The 20,096-nt window shown below is 71.0% G+C and carries 15 protein-coding genes and 5 pseudogenes; 6 read left to right on the forward strand and 14 right to left on the reverse strand.

What is annotated here, in order from left to right:
- Window positions 1-328: 328 nt before the first annotated feature.
- Together tkt and ACEZDG_RS04010 are read right to left on the reverse strand one after the other, a co-directional pair.
- Window positions 329-2,530, reverse strand: coding sequence for a transketolase (tkt, locus tag ACEZDG_RS04005; RefSeq protein WP_380502335.1), 2,202 nt, complete (start codon window positions 2,528-2,530; stop codon window positions 329-331).
- A 63-nt stretch (window positions 2,531-2,593) separates the two neighbouring features.
- Window positions 2,594-3,067, reverse strand: a complete 474-nt coding sequence (locus tag ACEZDG_RS04010) for a hemerythrin domain-containing protein (RefSeq protein ID WP_380502337.1) — start codon at window positions 3,065-3,067, stop codon at window positions 2,594-2,596.
- A 267-nt stretch (window positions 3,068-3,334) separates the two neighbouring features.
- Here ACEZDG_RS04010 and ACEZDG_RS04015 point away from each other — a divergent pair, with 267 nt between their 5' ends.
- The gene (locus ACEZDG_RS04015; RefSeq protein WP_380502339.1) at window positions 3,335-4,099 is read left to right on the forward strand and encodes an SAM-dependent methyltransferase; all 765 of its coding nucleotides are present in this window, start codon (window positions 3,335-3,337) and stop codon (window positions 4,097-4,099) included.
- 53 nt (window positions 4,100-4,152) lie between these two features.
- On the opposite strand, the gene ACEZDG_RS04020 is transcribed toward ACEZDG_RS04015, so the two are convergent.
- Window positions 4,153-4,479, reverse strand: coding sequence for a hypothetical protein (locus ACEZDG_RS04020; RefSeq protein ID WP_380502341.1), 327 nt, complete (start codon window positions 4,477-4,479; stop codon window positions 4,153-4,155).
- A 318-nt stretch (window positions 4,480-4,797) separates the two neighbouring features.
- Between ACEZDG_RS04020 and ACEZDG_RS04025 the strand changes: the two genes are divergently transcribed.
- Window positions 4,798-5,304: a histidine phosphatase family protein gene (locus ACEZDG_RS04025; RefSeq protein ID WP_380502342.1), complete on the forward strand. Its 507-nt coding sequence runs from the start codon at window positions 4,798-4,800 to the stop codon at window positions 5,302-5,304.
- A gap of 217 nt (window positions 5,305-5,521) precedes the next feature.
- Here ACEZDG_RS04025 and ACEZDG_RS04030 read toward each other — a convergent pair whose 3' ends face one another.
- On the reverse strand, window positions 5,522-6,247 hold the full coding sequence (locus tag ACEZDG_RS04030) for an SDR family NAD(P)-dependent oxidoreductase (RefSeq protein WP_380502343.1): 726 nt from the start codon (window positions 6,245-6,247) through the stop codon (window positions 5,522-5,524).
- Window positions 6,248-6,292: 45 nt separating this feature from the next.
- Between ACEZDG_RS04030 and ACEZDG_RS04035 the strand changes: the two genes are divergently transcribed.
- The gene (locus tag ACEZDG_RS04035) at window positions 6,293-6,820 is read left to right on the forward strand and encodes a MarR family winged helix-turn-helix transcriptional regulator (RefSeq protein ID WP_380502345.1); all 528 of its coding nucleotides are present in this window, start codon (window positions 6,293-6,295) and stop codon (window positions 6,818-6,820) included.
- A gap of 243 nt (window positions 6,821-7,063) precedes the next feature.
- Window positions 7,064-7,213, forward strand: coding sequence for a hypothetical protein (locus tag ACEZDG_RS04040; RefSeq protein WP_380502347.1), 150 nt, complete (start codon window positions 7,064-7,066; stop codon window positions 7,211-7,213).
- Between the two features lie 127 nt (window positions 7,214-7,340).
- Here the strand turns inward: ACEZDG_RS04040 and ACEZDG_RS04045 are convergent, their stop codons facing one another.
- The 9 genes and pseudogenes from ACEZDG_RS04045 to ACEZDG_RS37865 form a co-directional block, all read right to left on the reverse strand.
- Window positions 7,341-7,499 (reverse strand): hydrophobic protein, encoded by a 159-nt coding sequence (locus ACEZDG_RS04045; protein ID WP_380502349.1) that lies wholly within the window; start codon window positions 7,497-7,499, stop codon window positions 7,341-7,343.
- A 345-nt stretch (window positions 7,500-7,844) separates the two neighbouring features.
- Window positions 7,845-7,985 (reverse strand): annotated as a pseudogene (locus ACEZDG_RS04050) (TetR family transcriptional regulator); the annotation flags it as partial.
- A gap of 226 nt (window positions 7,986-8,211) precedes the next feature.
- Window positions 8,212-8,973, reverse strand: coding sequence for an isocitrate lyase/PEP mutase family protein (locus ACEZDG_RS04055; protein WP_380503814.1), 762 nt, complete (start codon window positions 8,971-8,973; stop codon window positions 8,212-8,214).
- A 56-nt stretch (window positions 8,974-9,029) separates the two neighbouring features.
- Window positions 9,030-10,658 (reverse strand): phospholipase D family protein, encoded by a 1,629-nt coding sequence (locus ACEZDG_RS04060; protein ID WP_380502351.1) that lies wholly within the window; start codon window positions 10,656-10,658, stop codon window positions 9,030-9,032.
- Window positions 10,659-11,082: 424 nt separating this feature from the next.
- Window positions 11,083-11,490 carry an SsgA family sporulation/cell division regulator gene (locus ACEZDG_RS04065; protein WP_380502352.1) on the reverse strand — a complete coding sequence of 136 codons (408 nt, stop codon included), beginning with the start codon at window positions 11,488-11,490 and terminating at the stop codon, window positions 11,083-11,085.
- Window positions 11,491-11,755: 265 nt separating this feature from the next.
- On the reverse strand, window positions 11,756-12,472 hold the full coding sequence (locus tag ACEZDG_RS04070; RefSeq protein ID WP_380502354.1) for a hypothetical protein: 717 nt from the start codon (window positions 12,470-12,472) through the stop codon (window positions 11,756-11,758).
- Between the two features lie 199 nt (window positions 12,473-12,671).
- Complete coding sequence (locus ACEZDG_RS04075; protein ID WP_380502349.1) at window positions 12,672-12,830, reverse strand: hydrophobic protein; 159 nt, start codon at window positions 12,828-12,830, stop codon at window positions 12,672-12,674.
- 527 nt (window positions 12,831-13,357) lie between these two features.
- Window positions 13,358-13,504, reverse strand: a pseudogene (locus tag ACEZDG_RS04080) (DUF3253 domain-containing protein); the annotation flags it as partial.
- A gap of 238 nt (window positions 13,505-13,742) precedes the next feature.
- Window positions 13,743-13,832 (reverse strand): annotated as a pseudogene (locus ACEZDG_RS37865) (transposase); the annotation flags it as partial.
- A gap of 121 nt (window positions 13,833-13,953) precedes the next feature.
- Between ACEZDG_RS37865 and ACEZDG_RS04085 the strand changes: the two are divergent.
- A pseudogene (locus ACEZDG_RS04085) lies at window positions 13,954-14,112 on the forward strand (IS5/IS1182 family transposase); the annotation flags it as partial.
- Window positions 14,113-14,285: 173 nt separating this feature from the next.
- On the opposite strand, the gene ACEZDG_RS04090 reads toward ACEZDG_RS04085, so the two are convergent.
- Window positions 14,286-19,115, reverse strand: a complete 4,830-nt coding sequence (locus ACEZDG_RS04090; RefSeq protein ID WP_380502356.1) for a DUF5979 domain-containing protein — start codon at window positions 19,113-19,115, stop codon at window positions 14,286-14,288.
- Between the two features lie 216 nt (window positions 19,116-19,331).
- Between ACEZDG_RS04090 and ACEZDG_RS04095 the strand changes: the two are divergent.
- Window positions 19,332-20,092, forward strand: a pseudogene (locus ACEZDG_RS04095) (IS3 family transposase); the annotation flags it as partial.
- Window positions 20,093-20,096 lie beyond the last annotated feature (4 nt).

Consider the following 20,096-nt stretch of genomic DNA (forward strand, 5'->3'; position numbering starts at 1 on the left):
CACCCCCCTACCCCGCCAACCGGCACGCACCCGGATTGGGCCCAGGGGCGGCGGATGCCGCCGCCCCTGGCCCATCTCCACTTGTCCGGGCGGGGTGTCAGCCGCGCAGCCCCGACCACCGACCCCCGCGGTCGTTGTTCGCACACGTCAGGGGTGTGACGCCGGCCCCGCTCCGCACCCCTGATACGACGTCAGCCGTCCGCGCAGCAAGCTCCGGAAACTCCGCCTTTCACCATCCGGGCAGAGCATCGGCCCCTTCAGAGCTGTATGCAGGGACGCATGCCCCCAGCGACACGGCGGTTGCGAACCGGGCTCGTTCGGGCCGGTGTCAGCTCTGGTCGCCGGTTCCGCCCTGGGTGGGTGCGGAGGTCTGCTGGCGTCCGCCGGGGCGGGGGGCCTGCCGGGTGTCGTGGATGCTGTCGTGGGCGGCTGCGGCAACTGCCTCCGGGGTGATGCCGAACTCGGTGTAGAGGCGCTGGTAGTCGGCGGAGGCGCCGTAGTGCTCCAGGCTGACGATGCGTCCGGCGTCGCCGACCACGTCGCGCCAGCCCTGCCCGACGGCTGCTTCCACGCTGACCCGGGCGCGGACGTCGGGCGGCAGGACCTGGTCGCGGTAGGACAGGGGCTGGGCGTCGAACCACTCCCGGCAGGGCATCGAGACCACTCGTACTGCGAGGCCGTCGGCGGCCAAGAGCCCGCGGGCGTCCAGGGCGATCTGCACCTCGGAGCCGGTGGCCACGACAATGACGTCCGGTACCGCACCGTCGGGGACGTCAGCCAGGACGTATCCCCCGCGTGCCGCCCCGGCCGCGGGGGCGTACTCGCCGCTGTCGCGGTCCAGGACCGGCAGGTTCTGCCGGGACAGGACCAGCCCGGCGGGCCGGTCGGTGTGCTCCAGGATGGCGCGCCAGCAGGCGGTGGTCTCGTTGGCGTCGGCCGGGCGCACCACGTCCAGGCCGGGGATGGCGCGCAGCGCCGCGAGGTGCTCGACCGGCTGGTGGGTGGGTCCGTCCTCGCCCAGGCCGATGGAGTCGTGGGTCCAGACGTAGGTGGCGGGCAGCTTCATCAGGGCGGCCAGGCGTACGGCGGGGCGCATGTAGTCGGAGAAGGTCAGGAAGGTGCCGCCGTAGGGGCGGGTCAGGCTCTGCAGCGCGATGCCGTTGAGGATGGCGCCCATGGCGTGCTCGCGGATGCCGAAGTGCAGGGTGCGGCCGTAGGGGCCGCCCTTCCAGTCCTTGGTCTGCCGGTCGGCCGGGACGAAGGAGGGCTCGCCGCCCATGGTGGTGTTGTTGCTGCTGGCCAGGTCGGCCGAGCCGCCCCACAGCTCCGGCAGCACCGGTGCCAGGGCGGACAGCACCTTCCCCGAGGCGGCCCGGGTCGCCAGGCCCTTCGGGTCGGCGGGGAAGGTGGGCAGGACGTCGGTCCAGCCCTCCGGGAGCCGCTGCTCTTGGAGGCGGTCCAGCAGGGCGGCGCGGTCGGGGTTGGCCGCCTTCCAGGCGATGAAGTCGTCGTTCCAGGCGTCGTGGGCCTCGCTGCCCCGGTCGGAGACCTCACGGGTGCGGGCCAGGACCTCGTCCTCGACGATGAAGTGCTGGTCGGGGTCGAATCCCAGCAGGGTCTTGGTGGCGGCGATCTCGTCCTCGCCCAGCGCGGAGCCGTGGGCCTTGCCGGTGTTCTGCTTGGTGGGGGCCGGCCAGCCGATCAGGGTCCGCAGCATGATCAGGGAGGGTCGGCCGGTCTCCGCGCGGGCGGCCTCGGTCGCGGCCAGGAGCGCGTCGACGTCCTCGACGTATTCGCCGGTGCGGGTCCAGTCGACGGTCTGGACGTGCCAGCCGTAGGCGGCGAAGCGGGCCGGGACGTCCTCGCTGAAGGAGACGTCGGTGTCGTCCTCGATGGAGATGTGGTTGGAGTCGTAGAAGACGGTCAGGTTGCCCAGTTCCTGGTGCCCGGCCAGGGAAGCGGCCTCGCCGGTGATGCCCTCCATCATGTCGCCGTCGGAGGCGACGACGTAGATGTGGTGGTCGAAGGGGCTGGTGCCCGGTTCGGCCTCGGGGTCCAGCAGGCCGCGCTCGCGGCGCGCGGCCATGGCCATGCCCACCGCGCTGGCCAGGCCCTGGCCCAGCGGCCCGGTGGTGATCTCCACACCCCGGGTGTGCCGGTGCTCGGGGTGCCCCGGGGTGGCCGAGCCCCAGGTGCGCAGGGCCTGCAGGTCCGACAGTTCCAGGCCGTAACCGGCCAGGTAGAGCTGGATGTAGAGGGTCAGACTGGAATGCCCGCAGGACAGCACGAACCGGTCCCGACCCAGCCACTGGTCGTCGTTCGGATCGTGCCGCATCACGTTCTGGAACAGCAGGTACGCCAGCGGGGCCAGGCTCATCGCCGTCCCGGGATGCCCGTTGCCCACCTTCTGCACCGCGTCGGCCGCCAGCAGCCGCACGGTGTCCACCGCCCGCACGTCCACCGCGTCCCAACCCGCCCGGTCCGCCACCGGCAGTGTCAGACCCTTGTCCCGCTCGAAGCCGTTCCCCATGCCACACACCTCTCAAGCCGATCATGGACGTTCTGGCCGCATGCCCGCCTTCGGGCACACCGGTCACTCGTGGGCGCTGGGCACCTCGAGCGGGTCACGCGGGGCGCCGGGCTTGGCCGCGGCCAGTTCCTCGCCGAGCTCGGCCAGGCGCTTGCGGCCCATGGCGGAGCGGACCTGGGGGAACCACTCCTGCTCCTCCTCCTCGACGTGGTGGCGCACGTTCTCGATCAGGACCGTCATCTTGGCGTCGAAGCGCTCGTCCTTCGGGTCCAATCCGGCCAGTTCGGAGAGCATCCACAGCACCACGTGGTGCTCCTCGACGCTCTCCAGGACGTGGTCGGTGGTGTCCGGCACGGCCGCGCGGGCCGCGGGATAGAAGACCTTCTCCTCGATCCAGGTATGGACCGTCAACTCACCGATCACCTTGTCGGCGATGTCCCGCTTGGTCTTGTAGGCACTGTCGCCGGCCTTCTCGAACTCCTTGAACAGCTTCTCGACCGCCCTGTGGTCGTCCTTCAGCAGCACGATCGCATCCATACCGGCATCTCCATGTCCTGGAAGGGGGAACCCGTCGACACGTGTTCGTCCCTGCTGGCCGCCTACCCCCTTATCGGGGGAAACTCCATGACCCGCCGACGACGTCCCGGCCGCCGCGTCGATACGGCGCCGCAAAGGGGGAAGAAGCTCGGATCAAGGCCGAATCTCGTACGCGCCGACGGCGTCGGCCGGGCCGGGTGCCGGACCGTGGGTGCGCCTCGTAATCCGGTTGCGGGAAGGCCCCCGGTCCGCTTGGGTCTGTCTGTCATGACGGCGATTGAGGATCTGGTGCGCCCGGAGCGGTATCCGCTCTCGTCCACGTACGACCCGGTGTGGCTGCTCGACCTGGAGATGGGGCCGAACCCGCTGTGGATGCTGGAGGACCTGGCCCGGGAACTGGAACTCAGGCCCGGGATGCGGGTGCTGGACCTCGGGTGCGGCAAGGGCGCGACCTCGGTGTTCCTGGCCAGGGAGTTCGGGGTGCAGGTGGTGGCCGCCGACTGGTGGATCGCGGCAGAGGACACCGCGGCGGTGTTCGCCCAGGCCGGCGTCGCCGACCGGGTAACCGCCGCACACACCGAGGCACACGCCCTGCCGTTCCCCGAGGAGCACTTCGACGCGATCGTGAGCATTGACGCGTTCGAGTACTTCGGCACCGCCGACTCCTACCTGCCCTACCTTCTGCGGTTCCTGCGCCCTGGCGGACAGGTGGGGGTGGCCACACCGGCGATGGCCCGGGAGGTGCGCGAGCTCGGCGCGATCCCGGCGCACATCGAGAGGCTGTTCGGGTGGGAGGCCATGGCCTGGCACACCCCCCAGTGGTGGCGCTTCCAGTGGGAGACCACAAAGCTGGTGGACGTCACCTGCGCACGCCTGCAGGAGCACGGCTGGCGTGACTGGCTGGCCTGGGAGCTCGCCCTGGCGGAACACCGGCCGCAGAACCTGGCCGAGCACCAGGCCCGGATCGAGGTGCTCACCATCGACGGCGGCGAGCTGCTCTCCTTCGCCATCCTGGCAGCGCGCAAGCGCTGACCGGCTTGGCCGGGACCACCAGGGTGGTCCCGGCCAAGCCGGTCAGGCTGCTGTCAGCTCCTGAAGTCGCCCGAGCCGGAGACGGCGAAGCGCAGCTTGGTGGAGGCGTCGACCCCGGTGGCGTGCCACTGGCTCGGGTCGTCCCCCGTCGCTGTGACGGCGAAGCGCAGGTTCTTGCGGGTGGGGTCCGGGAAGACCTCCCCCAGCCAGGACCCCACCCAGATGGGTTCGTTGAGCAGCGGCTTGCTGACGACTAACCGGCGCAGGGACTCCACCAGCAGGCCGTTGTCTGCCTGGTACAGCGTGTCCAGGCTCTTGGCGGCGGAGGAAACGGCCTCCTCCCAGGTCAAAGCTTCGTCGGACAATCCGATCTCGGACAAGGCGACACCCTTCGTGGTAGGTAGAGAGGCCCAGCAGCTACCCAGTCACAGCCTGGACAACACAACACCGAGCATGGATACGGAAGTCGGCCCCACCACATCCGGCCATGGCCGGGTCAGGGGGCGATCAGGGGCCGGACGGCAAGGACGCTCGGGGCGCCAGGCGAGCTTGCCGTAGACGTCGGCCGGATCGTCGTCGGGGCCGACGCCTGGTCACCGAGGTGGACCCGTTCGCATGGTGTGGCTTCCCCGATCGACGGGATCCCCCGTCAGCGGCGCGTCGGATCCAGGCCTCGGCGAGCAGAAGGAGTTGGCGGCATGAGCGCGCGGGTCCGGGTGTGGTGCCTGCGGCACGGCGAGTCGGAGAACGTCACGCGCGAGGTCGCCGGGGCGGTGCCGAGCGCGCCACTGACCGAGCGCGGCCATCAGCAGGCCGCAGCGGTCGCCCGGACTCTGGCCGCCGGGGAGGCGATCGGCGCGGTCTACTGCAGCACCGCTGTGCGGGCCCGGCAGACCGCCATGCCCACGGCCGCCGCCGTCGGCGTTGACATTCAGGCCCTGCCTGACCTCGTTGAGGTCGGGGACGGAAAGACGGGATACGAGGTCACGGCTCGCATGGCCAAGGCCTTCCAAGCCATCGCGGACCAGCACCGGGGTGAGACCGTCGCAGTCGTCGGCCACGTCGCCGGCCTCACCGTCGCGATCGGCCGGCTCTGCGCCCTCGGAGCCGCGGTCTGGGGCACACCTCTGCCCCACGCGCAGCCGTTCCTGATCGAGTGGGACGGCTCCGCCTGGCACTGCCCCTCATGGCCGGGCGCGAACTGACGCACGACAGCCCGGATACCCGATCCACGACGTCTTGACGGCTGCTCATCCGCCTCCGTCCGCCTCCGTCCGCCTCCGTCCGCCTCTGTCCATCTCCGTCCATCTCCGTCCATCTCCGTCCATCTCCGTCCATCTCCGTACGCATGGTGCTCCACCGCCCATGGCCGGCCGACGGGTCACCGACTCGGGCTCGGCTCCGCGTTGGCGGGCATGTCGTTCAGCGTCCAGGCAGGGCCCCGCCGTTGACGTGCAGGGTCTGACCGGTGATGTGCCCTGCGGCCGGTGAGGCGAGGAACAGGACGGTGCCCGCGATGTCCGCAGGGGTGCCGGCCCGGCCGTTGGCTGTCTGGCCGCGCAGGGCGGCGCGGCGCTGGGGCGTCATGCCGCCCTGGAAGAAGTCCGTGGACTCGATGTAGCCCGGGGCGATGACGTTGGTGGTGATCCGGTCTTTGCCGAGGTCCTGAGCGAGGGTGAGGTTCCAGACCTCGACGGCGGCCTTGGCGGCTCCGTAGGAGCCGGAGCCGCCGCGGTGGGCCGCGATGGAGCTGATGCTCACCACGGAGCCGCCGGCGATCAGGCGCGGTCGCAGGGCGGTGGTGACCAGGACGGCGGAGAGCACGTTGGCCTCGAGGTTCGCGCGCCAGGCCGCCGCGACGCCGACCAGGTCGGAGGGGGGCACGGCGCCGATGTCGGCGTTGCCCCCGGCGTTGTTGACCAGGACGTCCACCTGGGCGGGCAGGGTGTCGAGTGCTGCCTGGACCTGCGCCGGGTCGCTCGCGTCGAAGGCGACGGCGCGCACGTTCGGGCCCAGGTGTGCGGCGGTCTCCTCCAGCACGTCCTTGCGACGCCCGGTGATCACTACCCGATCGCCCTGCGCCGCGAAGGCCTCGGCGACCGCCCGGCCTATCCCGGTGCCGCCACCGGTCACCACGATCTGACGCATCCCCACTCCTCGTTTAGCACTAAACGTGTATGGGACACTACCACCATGAACACGTCGGAACAGCCCCCCGTCGACCGCGCCGAGGAGATCGCCCGGGCCTGGCAACGCGAGCAGCCCCAGCTTCCGGTCGACTCGATCGGCATCCTCACCCGCATCCACCACGCCGCGAAGCTGCTGGCCGACGAGCGCCGCCGCGTCCTGGCCCGGGTCGGCATGGACGCCGCCACCCTCGACCTGCTCAGCACCCTGCGCCGCTCCGGCCGGCCTTACCGCCTGTCCACCCGCGAGCTCGCCACCCGCTGCCTGATCACACCCGGAGCAGTGACCCAGCGGGTGGACCGAGCCCAGCAGGAGGGACTCGTCTACAGGCTGGCCGCGGACCCCGGGACCCGCGCCGTGCCCGTGGAGCTCACCCCCGCGGGGCACCACGCAGTGGAGAACGCCGTCGACGGCCTCCTGACCTACGAGCAGGGCCTGATCGAAGCCCTCTCACCCCAGGAACAGCAGGACCTGGCCCGGCTCCTGGCAGTGCTCCTGCAGGACCTCAACGCCCGCGCCCACCGTCGCTCCTGACCCATTCACCCGTGCTCCCCGCCCGCTTGACCGACGCCCGCACCCGGCCCACCAGGTCTTGCCGGCCCGCTCCCGGACTGTCCGACCCGGTAGCCATACCGCTGCGTTCGCCGTCAAAACCCTCCGCTCCTGGTCGCGGGAAGAGGGCCGGCCTGCTCAGCGCGACCGGTTCGGCGAAGCCGGGCCCGGCGTGCAGGTGCTCGGCGCGCAGGTCACCCGGTACGACCGTCGTCTGCCGACGGGGTGTGCTGGATCACGCACACCGCCTGCGGTGGGGGCTTCAAGCTGACTGCGATCAAGCAGCAGGCCCCGACGGCGGGGGTGTCGGCGCAGATCCTGCGGAGCGACCCGACCGACGAGAGCAAGGTGTTCGACTGCGTCTCCGACGCATAGTCGCCGCACTCCGAGGCCGCGACTTGGCCACAACGGCCAGACCGGCCGCGTCGAGGGAGTAGCAGCAAACACCCAGGGGGACGGCGCCTTCTGGTGCCGTCCCCCTGGGTGAAATTCCGTCAGCTGGTCACCATCGGTACCAGCGGCCGTTGCCCGAGCCGCGGAACACGAAGCCCAGCGCCCACACGACCAGCACGATGATGGCGATCCACCACAGAATATGAACCGCGAAGCCCGCACCGCCCAGGATCAGGGCCAGCAGCAGAACCAGAAGCAAAGCACCCATTGTCATCATCCTCCTTGACCAACGGATGCCCCCGAATGAGTGAGCCATTCCTAGGATTTGTGCACTGAATCGCAGGTCACGGTGGGTGTGGACATAGGCCCGCAAAGAAGGTCGCCGTCTACCCCGCCCCAGGGCGCCTATGCCTCTGTGGTCACGATGCGTCACGTCCTGCGGGGCGCTGTCCCGAACCCTGAAGGTGCGTCAGCGCGGAGACCTCGCCCGAGCCGACGAACTCGGCAGCTCAGCCTTGCGGGCTGATGCCCCGTACGGTCAGGGCGAGCAGCCGGTTCGCTTCGGCGGCGTCGTCCGTCCCGTCCTGGACCAGCGCATCGGCCATGCCGCGCGCAGATCCGCGGCACGGGCGCACGGGGCCTCGATCCTCTTGCCGAACACTGCCTGCAGCAGGGCCCGGCGGGTGGGGAAGTGCCGACGCACGGTCGCCGATCCGACTCCGGCGACGCGGGCGATCCGCTCCAGGGAGGCGGGTCCAGATCGGCTACTCCTATCCGGACGGGGAACTGCTCTTCTGAGCGCGGGCCGGGACCGACCCCCTGGTGTTGACCGGTTCGGGCCCGTTGCTCCGCCCCGCCGTGATGCGGCGGGGCGGAGTGCCTCGCTGTCCGGCCTCGAGTTCAGCGAGGTGATCCGCCGCCATCGTTCGAGGCTGTGCCGAACCCCGACCCGCAGGGTCGGATGCGGCAGCCGGGCCGCTTCAGGGCGCCCACGGTCCGAGCATGTCCTTCATCGTGTCCGTCAGCGCGAATTGCAGCAGGGGACCGAAGGTGATCCGGCCGACACCCAGGCGGCGGAAGCGCGCGAGATCGTGCTTGACGGGGTGGGCCGTGGAGTTCACGGGAACGGTGACGGCGCCGACCACGGCCGCCAGCAGACCGTCGTCGTCCTGGATACCCACCGGGTAGACGCTGTCGGCACCGGCCTGCTCCAGCGCCCGCAGCCGCTCGATCGCCTCGTCGAGGACGCTGGAGGTATCGTCCGCGTGCAGGAACAGGTCAGTGCGCCCGTTCACCCAGACCGGAACCCCCGCCTTGTCAGCCGCCACGCGCAGTCCCGCGATGTAGTCCGCGTGCTCCTGTGTGCTCCGCACGCGCCCGCCGTCCGAATGAACGGTGTCCTCGACGTTGAGGCCCACGCCCCCGACCGCGAGGAGTCCGGCGATGAGGTCCGCAGGCTCCTGTCCGTACCCGGCCTCCAGGTCCACGGACACGGGCACGTCGACCGCTGCGATGATCGGCCCGACGGCGGCGAGCACCTCCTCGAAGGTCTGCCCCTCGTGGTCGGCGGCCCCGCGGGAGTCGGCCAGCGGATGACTGCCGATCGTCAGCGCCGGGAACCCGGCGCCGACTGCTGTCCGCGCGGACCAGACGTCCCAGACGGTCGGCAGCACGAGCGGCTTGTACTCGGCATGCAGGTGCTTGAGGCGTTGGGCCCGCTCAACGACGGTGCGAAAGTCCATACCGGGGACGCTACCCCGGATCACCGCAGACAACGTGGACCGCCTCCTCGATGCGGTCAGAAGGTGTCGGCGCGGCGCATCGCGCGTGGGCGGCCGTCCGGGTCGGCGATCAGCCGCTGCAGCGGGGTGCTGAGCAGGGTCGCCCCACGCGAGAGGACCGGGGCGCGGTAGCGGCGCAGTCGTCCGGGCGGGCGCGGGCCGGTGCGCCCGGCGTCGTGCCAGGCGTCCAGCGCGGCGGCCGACTCGGCGAACGCACGGAAGGCCTCGGCAGGATCGCACAGTGCGTCCGCCGCCCCGCCGCCGTCCGGGGCGGCGGGCCCCAGGTCCAGGTGCTCGGCGCTCAGGGTCAGCCGCAGTTCGCGGGGGTAGACCCGGGCCCGGTCCCCCAGCCCGCCGGGGTCCAGCGGTGCACGGGGGTCGGCGGCGCTGTCGAGTACGGCGCAGCACAGCTCCGAGTCATGGGTCCAGGAGCGTCGGTTGACGTTGTCGGAACCCACGGTCGCCCAGACGTCGTCGATCACGCAGGCCTTCGCGTGGACGTAGACCGGTGTGCCGGCGTGGTTCTCCACCCCGTACACCGCGAAGCGCTCCCCGCCCGCGGCGCGCAACTGTCGCAGCGCCTCGATCCGCCCCAGCAGGTTCATCGGCCCGGCGACCCGTCCGTCCTGGTCCGGGTGGAGCGGCACGACAGCGATCATCCGCAGTTGTGGTTGGCCGGCCAGGGCTTCGGCGAAGCTCGCGACGACCGGGGCCGACCACAGGTACTGGTCCTCCAGGTAGACCAGGGACCGGGCCCTGGCCAGAGCCTTGCGGTAGCCGCGGGCGATGCTGCGCTCCCCCTGCGGTGCGAACGGGTACCCGTGGCGCATGGCCGGGTAGGTGCGCAGGAGCTGCACCGTGTGGGTGCCGTCCGGGACCGGGGCGGGGTCGGGGGCCTGTTCCGGGAGCGGGTCCGCGACCGTGTCCTGGCGGTGGATCAGCTGGCGTGCGCGGCCCGGGAGGCTGCGGCTGAGCGGGGAGGGGTCCTGCCACCGCTCGCGGAAGACCGCCTCCACGTCGCCCACGGCGGGGCCGCGAACCGCCACCTGGAGGTCGTGCCAGGGCGGACGGGGCCCGTAGGCGGGCGCGATCGGCTGCGCGTTCGGGTCGCCGGCGTGCCCGTCGTCGTCGTGACGGCTGTGGCACAGGTCGATGCCGCCGACATAGGCGACATCGAGCTCGGGGCGGCCCGGGTGGCGCAGCACCACGAACTTCTGGTGGTGCGAACCGCCTGGCCGCACGCGCATGTCGAGCAGGCACTCGCCGCCCGCCTCCTCGATCTCCGCCCCGAGGTGCCGGTTCTCGCGCTCACTGAACTGGAGCCGGTCCAGGTGCGAACGCCACACCAGGCCCTTGACCACGACACCGCGCGACGCCGCCGCGCACAGCACCTCGCCGACGGAGCCGCCGGGCTCACGCTCCAGCGGCTCGTCCGGGTCGCCCCGCCAGTCGGTGAACAGCAGCAGGTCACCGCGTCGCTGCCGCCGCACGGCACCGATCAGCTCGGCGAAGTAGCTGCGACCGTGCACCAGCGGGCGCACCAGGTTGCCGCACGACCAGGCCGCTCCGTCGGCGTGCCGCGCGTCGATCAGCGTCGCCGGATTGCCGCGCTCGGCAGGAGTGAGCAGCCAGTCCTCAGGTTCCATGCCCCGCGCCTTCCCCGCATGGCGGGCGGCAGACGTCCCCTCCGCCGGGTGCGTGCCCGGGCTCTTGCCGAGTACGCGCCTGGACGACGAGGTGATCGACGAGCGGGAGGGGCAGCACACCGGTTGCCTCCGCCGGACCGCGGTGCCTCGTTACCGGATCGGCCCATCCCCCGGTGTCGCAGCAGCTGGCCCGGGGCACCTGTGATCCATGAGGTCGCCATCATGACTCCCGCACCGAACCAGTCGGCCGCCGAGACACCAGGCACTGACGCACTGTCCGACGCACGCCCCGAGGGGGGTTGACCTCGAAGCGCACCGGCTTGCCGTTGCCCGCGAGTTCGCACGCCTGGTCCGAGGTCCGGTCGCGGTGGGCCCGGGCCGGACCGGCCTGACGAACGGTCAAGGCGCCGCGCTGGAGCTGCCCCTACGCGAGCAGTGCGGTCAGCTCCTCCTGCCAGTCCATCCGCCGGCTCTCCTCCCCCGGCGGCACGACGGCATAGCAGCTGTCCAGGAACCGGGCCAGGGCGTCCCGCGCGACGGTGATCAGGGCGTGGTCGTGGCCGTCGTGGAATTCGATGGCGATGCGGCTTCCTGCGGGTCCGACCCGCACGTCCCCCTGCCCGGTCCGCTTCTGCAGTCCGCCGACGAGCAGGTCGCGCGCGATCACCCAGACGGCCGAGCGGTTGTCGGCGCTGTCGGCGGCGCCGAAGGCAACACCGACCTGCCAGGGTTGGCGCTCGCTGTAGGAGAGGGTCAGCCGCGAGGAGATCCTCCCCTCGGGTCCGTGCAGCATGAAGTCGAGCACCTGGTGCACCTGTCCCGCCGAACCCATCACATCGTGCTCCTGTTCGCCCCGGTCATAGCAGCGCCACGCGGCAGCGGAGCGACCCCGTCACGCGTACCCGGGATGACGCCGACCATGCCCGGCTGCCGTCCGGTCGGACGCTTGGGGGGATGACGAGTTCGCGCACAGGACCGGCTCGCCGCCCTGACCGGGGCCAGGCAACCGCACGGCGACCAGGACCGCTTCGGGAGCCTACGCCGACAGCCCTCCAACACCACCACCCTTTCCCGGGCCCTGCTGACCGAGCAAACCATCAGTGGAGGATGCTGACGGCACGGGCGATGACCAGCAGTGAGGTGATCAGGGCGGCGATGCTCTCCACGCTCATCATGAGTTTGGCGCGGGTGGACAGCGGCATGGTGTCGGTGGGGCTGAAGGCGGTGGAGTTGGTGACCGAGACGTAGAGGTAGTCGGTCAGGGTGGGGACCCAGTCCGAGGTGATGCTGGCGCCGTCGGCAACCTCCTGGACGGCGTCGTGGTTCTCGTCCTGGGAGAAACGGAAGTCGGCCAGCGGCAGTTGGGTGCGCGGCGCCTGGGTGCGGGAGACCGGGCCGCCGCGGTCCAGTTCCCAGTACGCCAGGCCGAACACGATGATGTTGGTCAGCCACACCTGGAGCGCGGCCAGCAGCAGCGAATTGCCGTCCTTGACGCCGGAGGAAACCAGGTCGTGGACCAACATGCCCAGCGCAAACAGGTTGCTGCCGGCGATGAACGCCACCAGGGCCAGGGACAGGATCCGCGAGATCCTGGTCTGACGGGTCATCCGCTTCGGGTTGATCGCGATCAGCGGGACCAGCAGCAGCAGTTCCAGGCCCGGCATTACGAAGCGGGGCGCGAACAGGAGCTGTTGGGGCAGTGCGACGTACAGGGCCATCGCGACCAGGGTGGCCAGGACGCCAGGGAACCTGGGTTCCCCGCGGCGCTGGTGGCGCGGATGGCGGGTGCGGGCATCCGCGCGGGTCGTCGTCATCGAAGGCGTCTCCTGGGCTGGCCGGGGTGTGGCGGGTGGGGACGGTCGGGAGGGCACGGCATGGGTTCCGCGCAGGCACGGCCCTCAGCCGCGGCACGCCTGGCTCCTACCCCGTTCGGGCCGCGTCGTGCCTGGATACAGCGATGCGCCGCCCCATGGGGGACAGCGCATCGCACATACGGCGGTCTCGGTCAGACGGTCACCAGCGGTACCAGCGGCCGTTGCCCGAGCCCCGGAAGACGAAGCCCAGCGCCCACACGACCAGCACGATGATGGCGATCCACCACAGAATATGAACCGCGAAGCCCGCGCCACCCAGGATCAGGGCCAGCAGCAGAACCAAAAGAAGTGCACCCATAGTCATCATCCTCCTTGAGCCGCGTCTGCCCTCACCGGAACAGCCCATACAGGGCTCCTACCTGCTGTGGGGCCCTTACGCGCGATGGGGCCTTAATGGGGCCGGCGCCGGCTCAGGCCCGCGATGCCGGGCGGCCTTCGGGGAAGAAGTCGTCCCACCGGGCGGCCGGGAACAGTTCCTGGGCCGGCCACAGCAGATGCAGCGGCCGTCGGCTCGGTCTTCTTCGCCCGCCTCGCCGCCCACCCCCAGCACAATGGAGCACCGCTTTCCGAACCGGACTCCTGGTCACGATCGCCTTCGCCGTCCTGGCCCTGGCCGTCGGGACAGCTGACGTTCTCACCAACAGACGGCGGCCCGAGCCGAGCGGCGTGAGCCGGCGAGGACGTGACCTCGACGCTGGCGAAGTGCCCGACCCCACGACCACCCTTCCGACCGGTCGGCAAGGTGCCCTTTGAGCCGTTGCGGATGACCGCTGCTCCGGGATCGTCACTGCGCTCGACGGATGCGGATCGGGCCGCGAACCTCCCCCGACGAGTCGGCTCCATCAACGCACGCCACCCGTCGCCCTCCCCCGCGTACGCCGCTCGGGCGGCATCCGAGGGGCAGATCGACGAGGTCGGCCTACGGCGCTCCTGCGGGGACTGTTCCCACCACGGTGTGCTCCGCTCCCCCAGCGCCGTCTTCGCCACCTGCACGCGCGGCGCGCCGCCATCAGACGGTGTCGCAGGCGGGCCGCCGTGTCGTCGGGCAGGGACGGGTCCGTCGGCCGCCACCGGCGGCCGTCGATCACGACGTAGTGGCCGTCGGCGGTCCGCTCAAGTGGCTGCCGCTCCGCGCACACGAGCGACATTCTCCGCTGCGGGCCCTGCCGGCGCGAGCCGGAGCAGTTCCACGCACACCTCGGCCAACGTGGGAGCCGTGGGTGTTGAGCCGGTCCCAGACCAGCACGATCGGCGCTCTGAGCAGCTGGTGCACTCCGTCGATGAGACCGATGCAGCGGCGGCGGACATGCCGGTGCTGTAGGCGAGGTAGCCACCGGCGGGGTCAAAGGGGGCACGGGCGGCTGCACACCAGAACGCGAGGTGTGCAGCCGCCTGGCGGAAGTGGTGCGCGAGGCGAGGCTCTCGGCCGCTCGCGCGGCGGCTCCACCTCGAAGATCCACCTGAGTGCCGACGGACGCTGCCGAATTCCGTCGCTGCTGCTGACGCCCGGTCACTACGCGGACTGCACCCGGTTCGAGGCCGTACTGGAACGCATCCGCGTGCCACGGCCGCGCCCGGGGCGGCAGCGCACGGGGGTCCACAGCCGCAGGCCCCCCCAAAAAAAGCAGCCGGGCCTGCGGCTGTCGCGCGTGGGGACGGGCGACGAGCGCGGGCTCGTGGGCGTTCGGCCGACGAGAGGCCGAGTCCGGCAGGCACGGGGCCTGCCCGGCTCGGCCGCAGGAGTACTCGGCTTTCAGCCGTGGCGTCGTCGGCGGGCGGTCAGCTGCAGGACGGTGCCCGCGATCAGCACGGCCCCGGCCAGCAGTCCGCCGAAGACCAGGTAGCCGGGGCCGCCGGTGTCGGCCAGGCCGCCGTGGTGCGGAGGCGCGGGGGTGGCCGGCGTGGTCGGGGAGGGCGGGGTGGGTGTGGGTGTCGGGGTCGGCGTGAGGTGGAAGGTGTTGGTGACGGTGATGGTGACCGGGGTGGTCAGGTCGTCGGTGACCACCGCTGGGTCGTCGGCCGAGCCGTGGTCCACGGTGACGGTCGCCGCGCCATGGCTGTCGGTCTCCTGGGCCCAGCAGCGGGTGTTGACCGGCAGCGGTTGCACCGTCACCGCCTTGTCTGCGCTCACCTGGTAGGTCTTGTGCAGAACCAGGCCGCCCGCGGACCCGTCCCCGTCGGGCAGGGCGCAGGAGAGCTCGATGGGGAAGGTGGTGTCCCGCTGGGCGTCCGCGCCGTCACCGGTCAGCTGCTTGACCAGTTGCAGCGCGCCGAAGCGGAAGGTGTTGGCGATCTCGACGGTCTGCACCGAGGGGGTGCCCAGGCCCGGGGGGGTGCCCAGGCCCGGGCTGATGGTGAGCTGGACCGGGTCGCTCGCGGTGTGGTCGGTGCTGCCGCCGCGGGCGGAGGTCTCCCAGACCGAGCAGTCGGCTCCGGCGGGGATGCCGTCCACGGTGCTCGGCCTGGCTGCGGTGACCCGGTAGTCCTGGTCCAGCACGGTCCGATCGGGCCGTCCCTGGGGGTGGATCACGCAGGTGACGTGGAACGGGAAGGGGACCCGTGACAGCGCGGCAGTCAGCTGCGGGGACGGGGAGTCGACCTTCTTGACCAGCTTCAGGGAGCCGTAGGCGAGGGCCACGCCGACCTGGATCGGCTCGTTGGCCTGCAGGACGCGGGGGCTGCCGTTGCGGTCGGTGACCTCGTTGTGGGCGAAGGAGTTCCAGGCGATGGTGGGGTCGCCGTTGTGGGCGACGTCCAGCGGGGTGTCCATGGCGTAGGTCAGGACGACGGTGCCGCCGGGGGCGAGCGGGGTGGGGAAGGTCAGTTCGGCGCGGAAGCCGCTGGCCCTGGCGCTGAACGGTTCGTTCCAGGTGCTGCCGGGGCAGGAGGCCGCGCTCGGGTCGGCCCCGGCCCCGGCCATGGAGAGGTCGTCGGCGCAGATGGCGGCGTCGTTCTCGTAGGCGAGGTCCATGGTGCCGGGCCCGGTCAGCTGCGGACGGGAGGCCAGGGTCGGACGCTTGTCCCAGGCGGTGTTGCGGGCCTGGTCGATGATCACGCCCCGGTCGCCCTGCACCGGGAGCCGGTCCACGACGCGCATCGCGGTCGCGGCCTCGGTGCCGGCGTTCTGCAGCCGCTCCAGGTAGTGGTACTGGTCGCCGGGATTGACCAGGGCGACGCAGGGGCTGGTGGTGTAGAGCAGTCCGTCGGGGCCGGTGAGCGAGAGGCAGGAGGAGTCGCCGGCGGGGACGGTGGTCTTGCTGAGTGCGTTGTACCAGCCCAGGCTGTCGCGCCCGGACACCCACTTGCGGGCTGAGAAGGTAGCGCCGGCCTTGGCGGTCAGGGTGGCGCTCGCGGTGCAGTGCAGGCCCGGGCCGAACAGCGGGCCGTCGGTCTCCGAACTTCCCTCGCAGGCCAGGTCCGGGTCTGAGGAGGAGGCGCCCATGGTGTTGGTGACCACGTCGCCCGCGTTCACCCCTGCCTCCAGCTTCACGTGGATCTCGATGGTGAAGGTGGCACCGGGCGCCAGCACCCAGGGTTTCCCTGCGGAGTCCTGGGAGAAGTCCCAGCTGAGTGCAGAGATGCGGTCGCCGCTGGCCGTCTCTTTGAAGACCGGTGTGGGCACGGGCGGGGTGCCGGCGGGGACCTGCTGGTCCTCGACCTTGTAGGGCTGGCCGTTGTCGCCGGCGAAGGAGTCGTTGAAGGCGATGCCGGGCGACAGGTCGTCGCGGACCACCAGGTCGGGCACGTTGGCGGTGCCTGTGTTGACCACCTTCAGGAAGAAGGGGGCGTCCTCGCCGGGCGACAGCACCGTGTCCGGGGTCTTGCTGACGTCCAGTCGGGGGGTGCCCTTGAACAGGTCGAGGGTGGCGTTCACCGGGTTGATGGGGCGCGGCTTGCCGTCGGCCTCCAGCTTGGTCAGGAAGGAGCCGGAGACCGTGTCCTCCAGGTGGTCGGGGACCGGTCCGCCGGTGGAGCGCAGTGACTCGCGGGGGCTGACGTCCAGGTGCAGGATGCCCTGGCAGCTGGTGCCGGTGGTGCAGGGGGTGATGGTGTAGCCGCCGTTGGCGGTGCTGGTGGAGGTGTAGGTGGCGCGGAGGCCGGTGACCGACGCGGCGGCGACTCCGGCGGGCAACGCGGCGCTGGCGGAGGGGGTGCCGTTGATCCATTTTCCGCCGACGTAGGCGTCGATCTGGACCCGGTCGGCCCCGGCGGCCATCTGGTTCGAGGTGATGGAGACCAGGTCGACGGCGTCGAAGAAGTCGGCGTCCTGGTCGGTCATCTGTAGCGACTTCGCGGACATGTTGCCGGTGTTGACCACGGTCAGCGTCACGTCGGCGTGCTGTTGGGGCAGCCCGGGGACGGGCTTGGGCAGTCGGCCGGGGTCGATGGACTTGTTCAGCGAGGCGCCGTCGGCGGCCGGGTCGGTGTCCATGGAGGCGGAGCAGGCGGGGTTTGCGGAGGAGTAGCCGCCGTCGGCGGTGATGGCGAAGCAGTTCTGGAAGGTGGTGCCGTCCGGGGTTCCGGGCCGGCGCTCGGTCACCACGTTGACGGTGAAGGTGCCCTCGGGCGGCAGGTCGCCGGTGTAGGCGATGCGGATGGCGGTGGCGCGGTGCAGCTGCGCGGTGTTCGAGGATTTGTACGGCACCCAGGCCCCGACACCGGCGTTGGCGCGCGGGTCCCAGACCTCGATGGTGGCGGGGGTGCTGGTGGGGTCCAGGGTGATGGAGTCGATCTGCAGGATCGAGAACGGCGTGCCCTGGCTGAAGTCAGGGGTGCCGTCGGCCTTGGCCGGTGGGTCGGTGAGCACCGGGTTGACCAGCGGGGTGTTGCCGTTGTTGGTGATCTTCAGGTGCATCGGGATGGGCTGGCCGACCGGGACCGAGGTCTGGTCGGTGGTCTTGTCGCCGCCCGCGTCGGTGTCGGGGGTCTCCACCGGCATGTCCTTGCAGACGCCGCCGCTGGCGGTGCCCGAGCCGTCGGAGCGGCCCGCGTCGCCGGTGTAGGCCGCGCAGTTGGTCAGCGTCCCGGCCGGGACCCCGTCCTTGAGCGTGCCGTGCAGGTCCAGGCCGGCCTCGGCGTTCGGCTGGATGGTCGGGTTCCCGTCCGCGTCGGTGCCGGTGTAGGTCACCTCGACCTTGGTCACACTGGTGCCTGGCTTGGCCACGTCCACGGTGGCGTCGGCGGTGTAGTCGCTGGTGGCGGTGCTGCCGTCGGCGTAGGTGACGGTGAGGTGGGCGTTGGTCGCCCCGGCCGGGAAGCGCAGCCGGACCTGGGTGACGTCGACGGCGTCCAGGCTGCTGGAGGGCTTGGACGGGTCGGGCTCGGTGACCGTGATGGTCTTGACCGGGAAGGGCGACTTGTTGGTGACGTCCACCAGGCTGCTGACCGGTGAGTTCTCGCCGGTGACGGCGTGCTCGCTGCTCTGGTGGGTGAAGTCGCCGTTGGTGTCGGCGAAGAAGTCCTTGGTGGAGTCCAGGACCAGGATGTTCGGCAGGATGTCGTAGGGCGCGCAGGCCTGCGTTCCGTCCACGGTGCCGTCGGTCTTCTCGTCGGCGGAGGGGGTGGCGCAGTTGTTCACCGTGACCTTGTCGGTGGGCCGCAGCGGCGCACCGGTCGACCTGGTGGTGTCGCGCAGCTTCAGCTTCACCTCGACGCTGCCGCCGTCGGTGTCGTAGGGCAGCGGGTCGCCGTTGCTGTTGGTGAACACCACCTGGAAGCCGGTGACGTCGCCCGGGGTGACCCCGGCGGGCAGCGGCAGCGGGCCGGGGGCGGTGATGTCGGCGCCGGTGTGGGTGGCGCCGTCCGCGGTGGTGACGACCAGGTGCGCCTGGTCCGCCCCCTTGGGGAAGGAGGTGACGGTGGCGGACTCGAAGTCGAAGTCCTCGAAGACCGCCGGGTCGGTGTCCGAGATCGTCAGCGAGGTGACGTCGGCCGAGGAGGAGGAGTTGTTGCGCACCCCCAGCGTCAGGGTGCTCTCCTCGCCGCTGCCGGCGACCGCCGAGCCGTCCGTCCAGCTCTTGGTCGCCACCGGCTTGACCACCCGTGGGACGGTGACGGTGACGTCGCTCTCCGCGGACTTCTGGGCGGCGTTGTCGGCGGTGACGGTGGCGGTGTTGGGAAGCACGGTCCCGTCGGGGATCTGGGCGTCGGCGGGAACCCGCACGCCGATCTCCACCGACCCGCTCTGCCCGGCCCGCAGCCCGGTCTCCCCGGCCGGGTTGGTCAACGGCAGGTGGTAGGAGATCGTCAGCTGCCGGGTTGCCTCGTCGTAGGTCACATCGCGGGTGGAGTCGGACTTCGGAAGGCTGGTCACCTCCAGCCCGGGCGGCAGCGTGTCGGTGACGGTGAAGTTCACGCAGTCCACCGTCAGGCCGGAGCACTGGGCCTCGATGGTGTAGGTGAACTCGTCGCCGGGCTCCAGCGGGTCGGACGCGTCGTTGGTCTTGGTGATGCTCACCGCACTCTGCGGATCCGCACGCTTGGCCTTGGCCTCGGCAGCCGCTGCCCCGGGAGCGGCAGCGAGCAGCCCGAAGGCCAGGGCGGCTGCCGTGAGGCGGCGGAGTCCGCGTGCGGGCAGACGCATGTGACAGTCCTTAAGCAGGCAGCGGGATGTGTTCTCGGACGGTAAATCAGACGATTGCTTGGGATGGGCCAGCCATGCTGATGGAGCGTCAGAATCATTCGGATGGCCTCTGAGCTGGCGTGATCCGACCCTCGGGCGACAGGCGGGCCATCGCCCTGATGGGTGGACACGCTGATACTGGATCTGCTTGATCCGGAGGAAGCGAGCACACCGCCGATGGCGATGAAGGACTACTCGGACGAGTTCAGGGCCGACGCTGTGGCCCTGTACGAGTCCACGCCCGGGGCGACGTACAAGGACATCGCCGCTGACCTGGGCATCAACAGGGCGACCCTGCGTGAATGGGTGCTGCGGGACCGCGATCGCCGCGGCATCGTGGTCGCCGAGCTTGAAGCCAGCGAGCGGAAGCTGGCCACCGAGCGGGACATCCTACGCAAGGCGGCCAAGTATTTCGCCGGAGAGACGCACTGGTGAGCCGTTTCCAGTTCGCCCACGACCACCGGAACACCTACGAGGTGAAGCGGCTGTGCCAGGTCCTGGACCTCAACAGGTCCAGCTACTACAAGTGGCTCGCCGGAGCCGACGCCAGGGCCGCCCGCCACCGCGCGGACCAGGCCCTCGCCCAGGAGATCCGCGCCATCCACGCCGGCTCGGGCGGCGCCTACGGGTCGCCCAGGGTGACCGCGGAACTGCGCGAGAGCGGCAGGCAGGTCAACCACAAGCGTGTCGCCCGCGTCATGCGCGCACACTCCATCGCCGGCATCCGCCTGCGCCGACGGGTCCGCACCACCATCGCGGACCCGGCAGCACAGCAGGTCCCGGACCTGTTCCGGCGGGACTTCACCGCCATCGAACCAGGCGGCAGGTACATGGGCGACATCACCTGCCTGCCCCTGACAGGAGGGGAGTGCCTCTACCTGGCGACCGTCCTGGACTGCTTCAGCCGCAAAGTCGTCGGCTGGTCCATCGCCGACCACTGCG

It is taken from the genome of Streptacidiphilus alkalitolerans, from assembly GCF_042511045.1.
Classification (GTDB): domain Bacteria; phylum Actinomycetota; class Actinomycetes; order Streptomycetales; family Streptomycetaceae; genus Streptacidiphilus; species Streptacidiphilus alkalitolerans.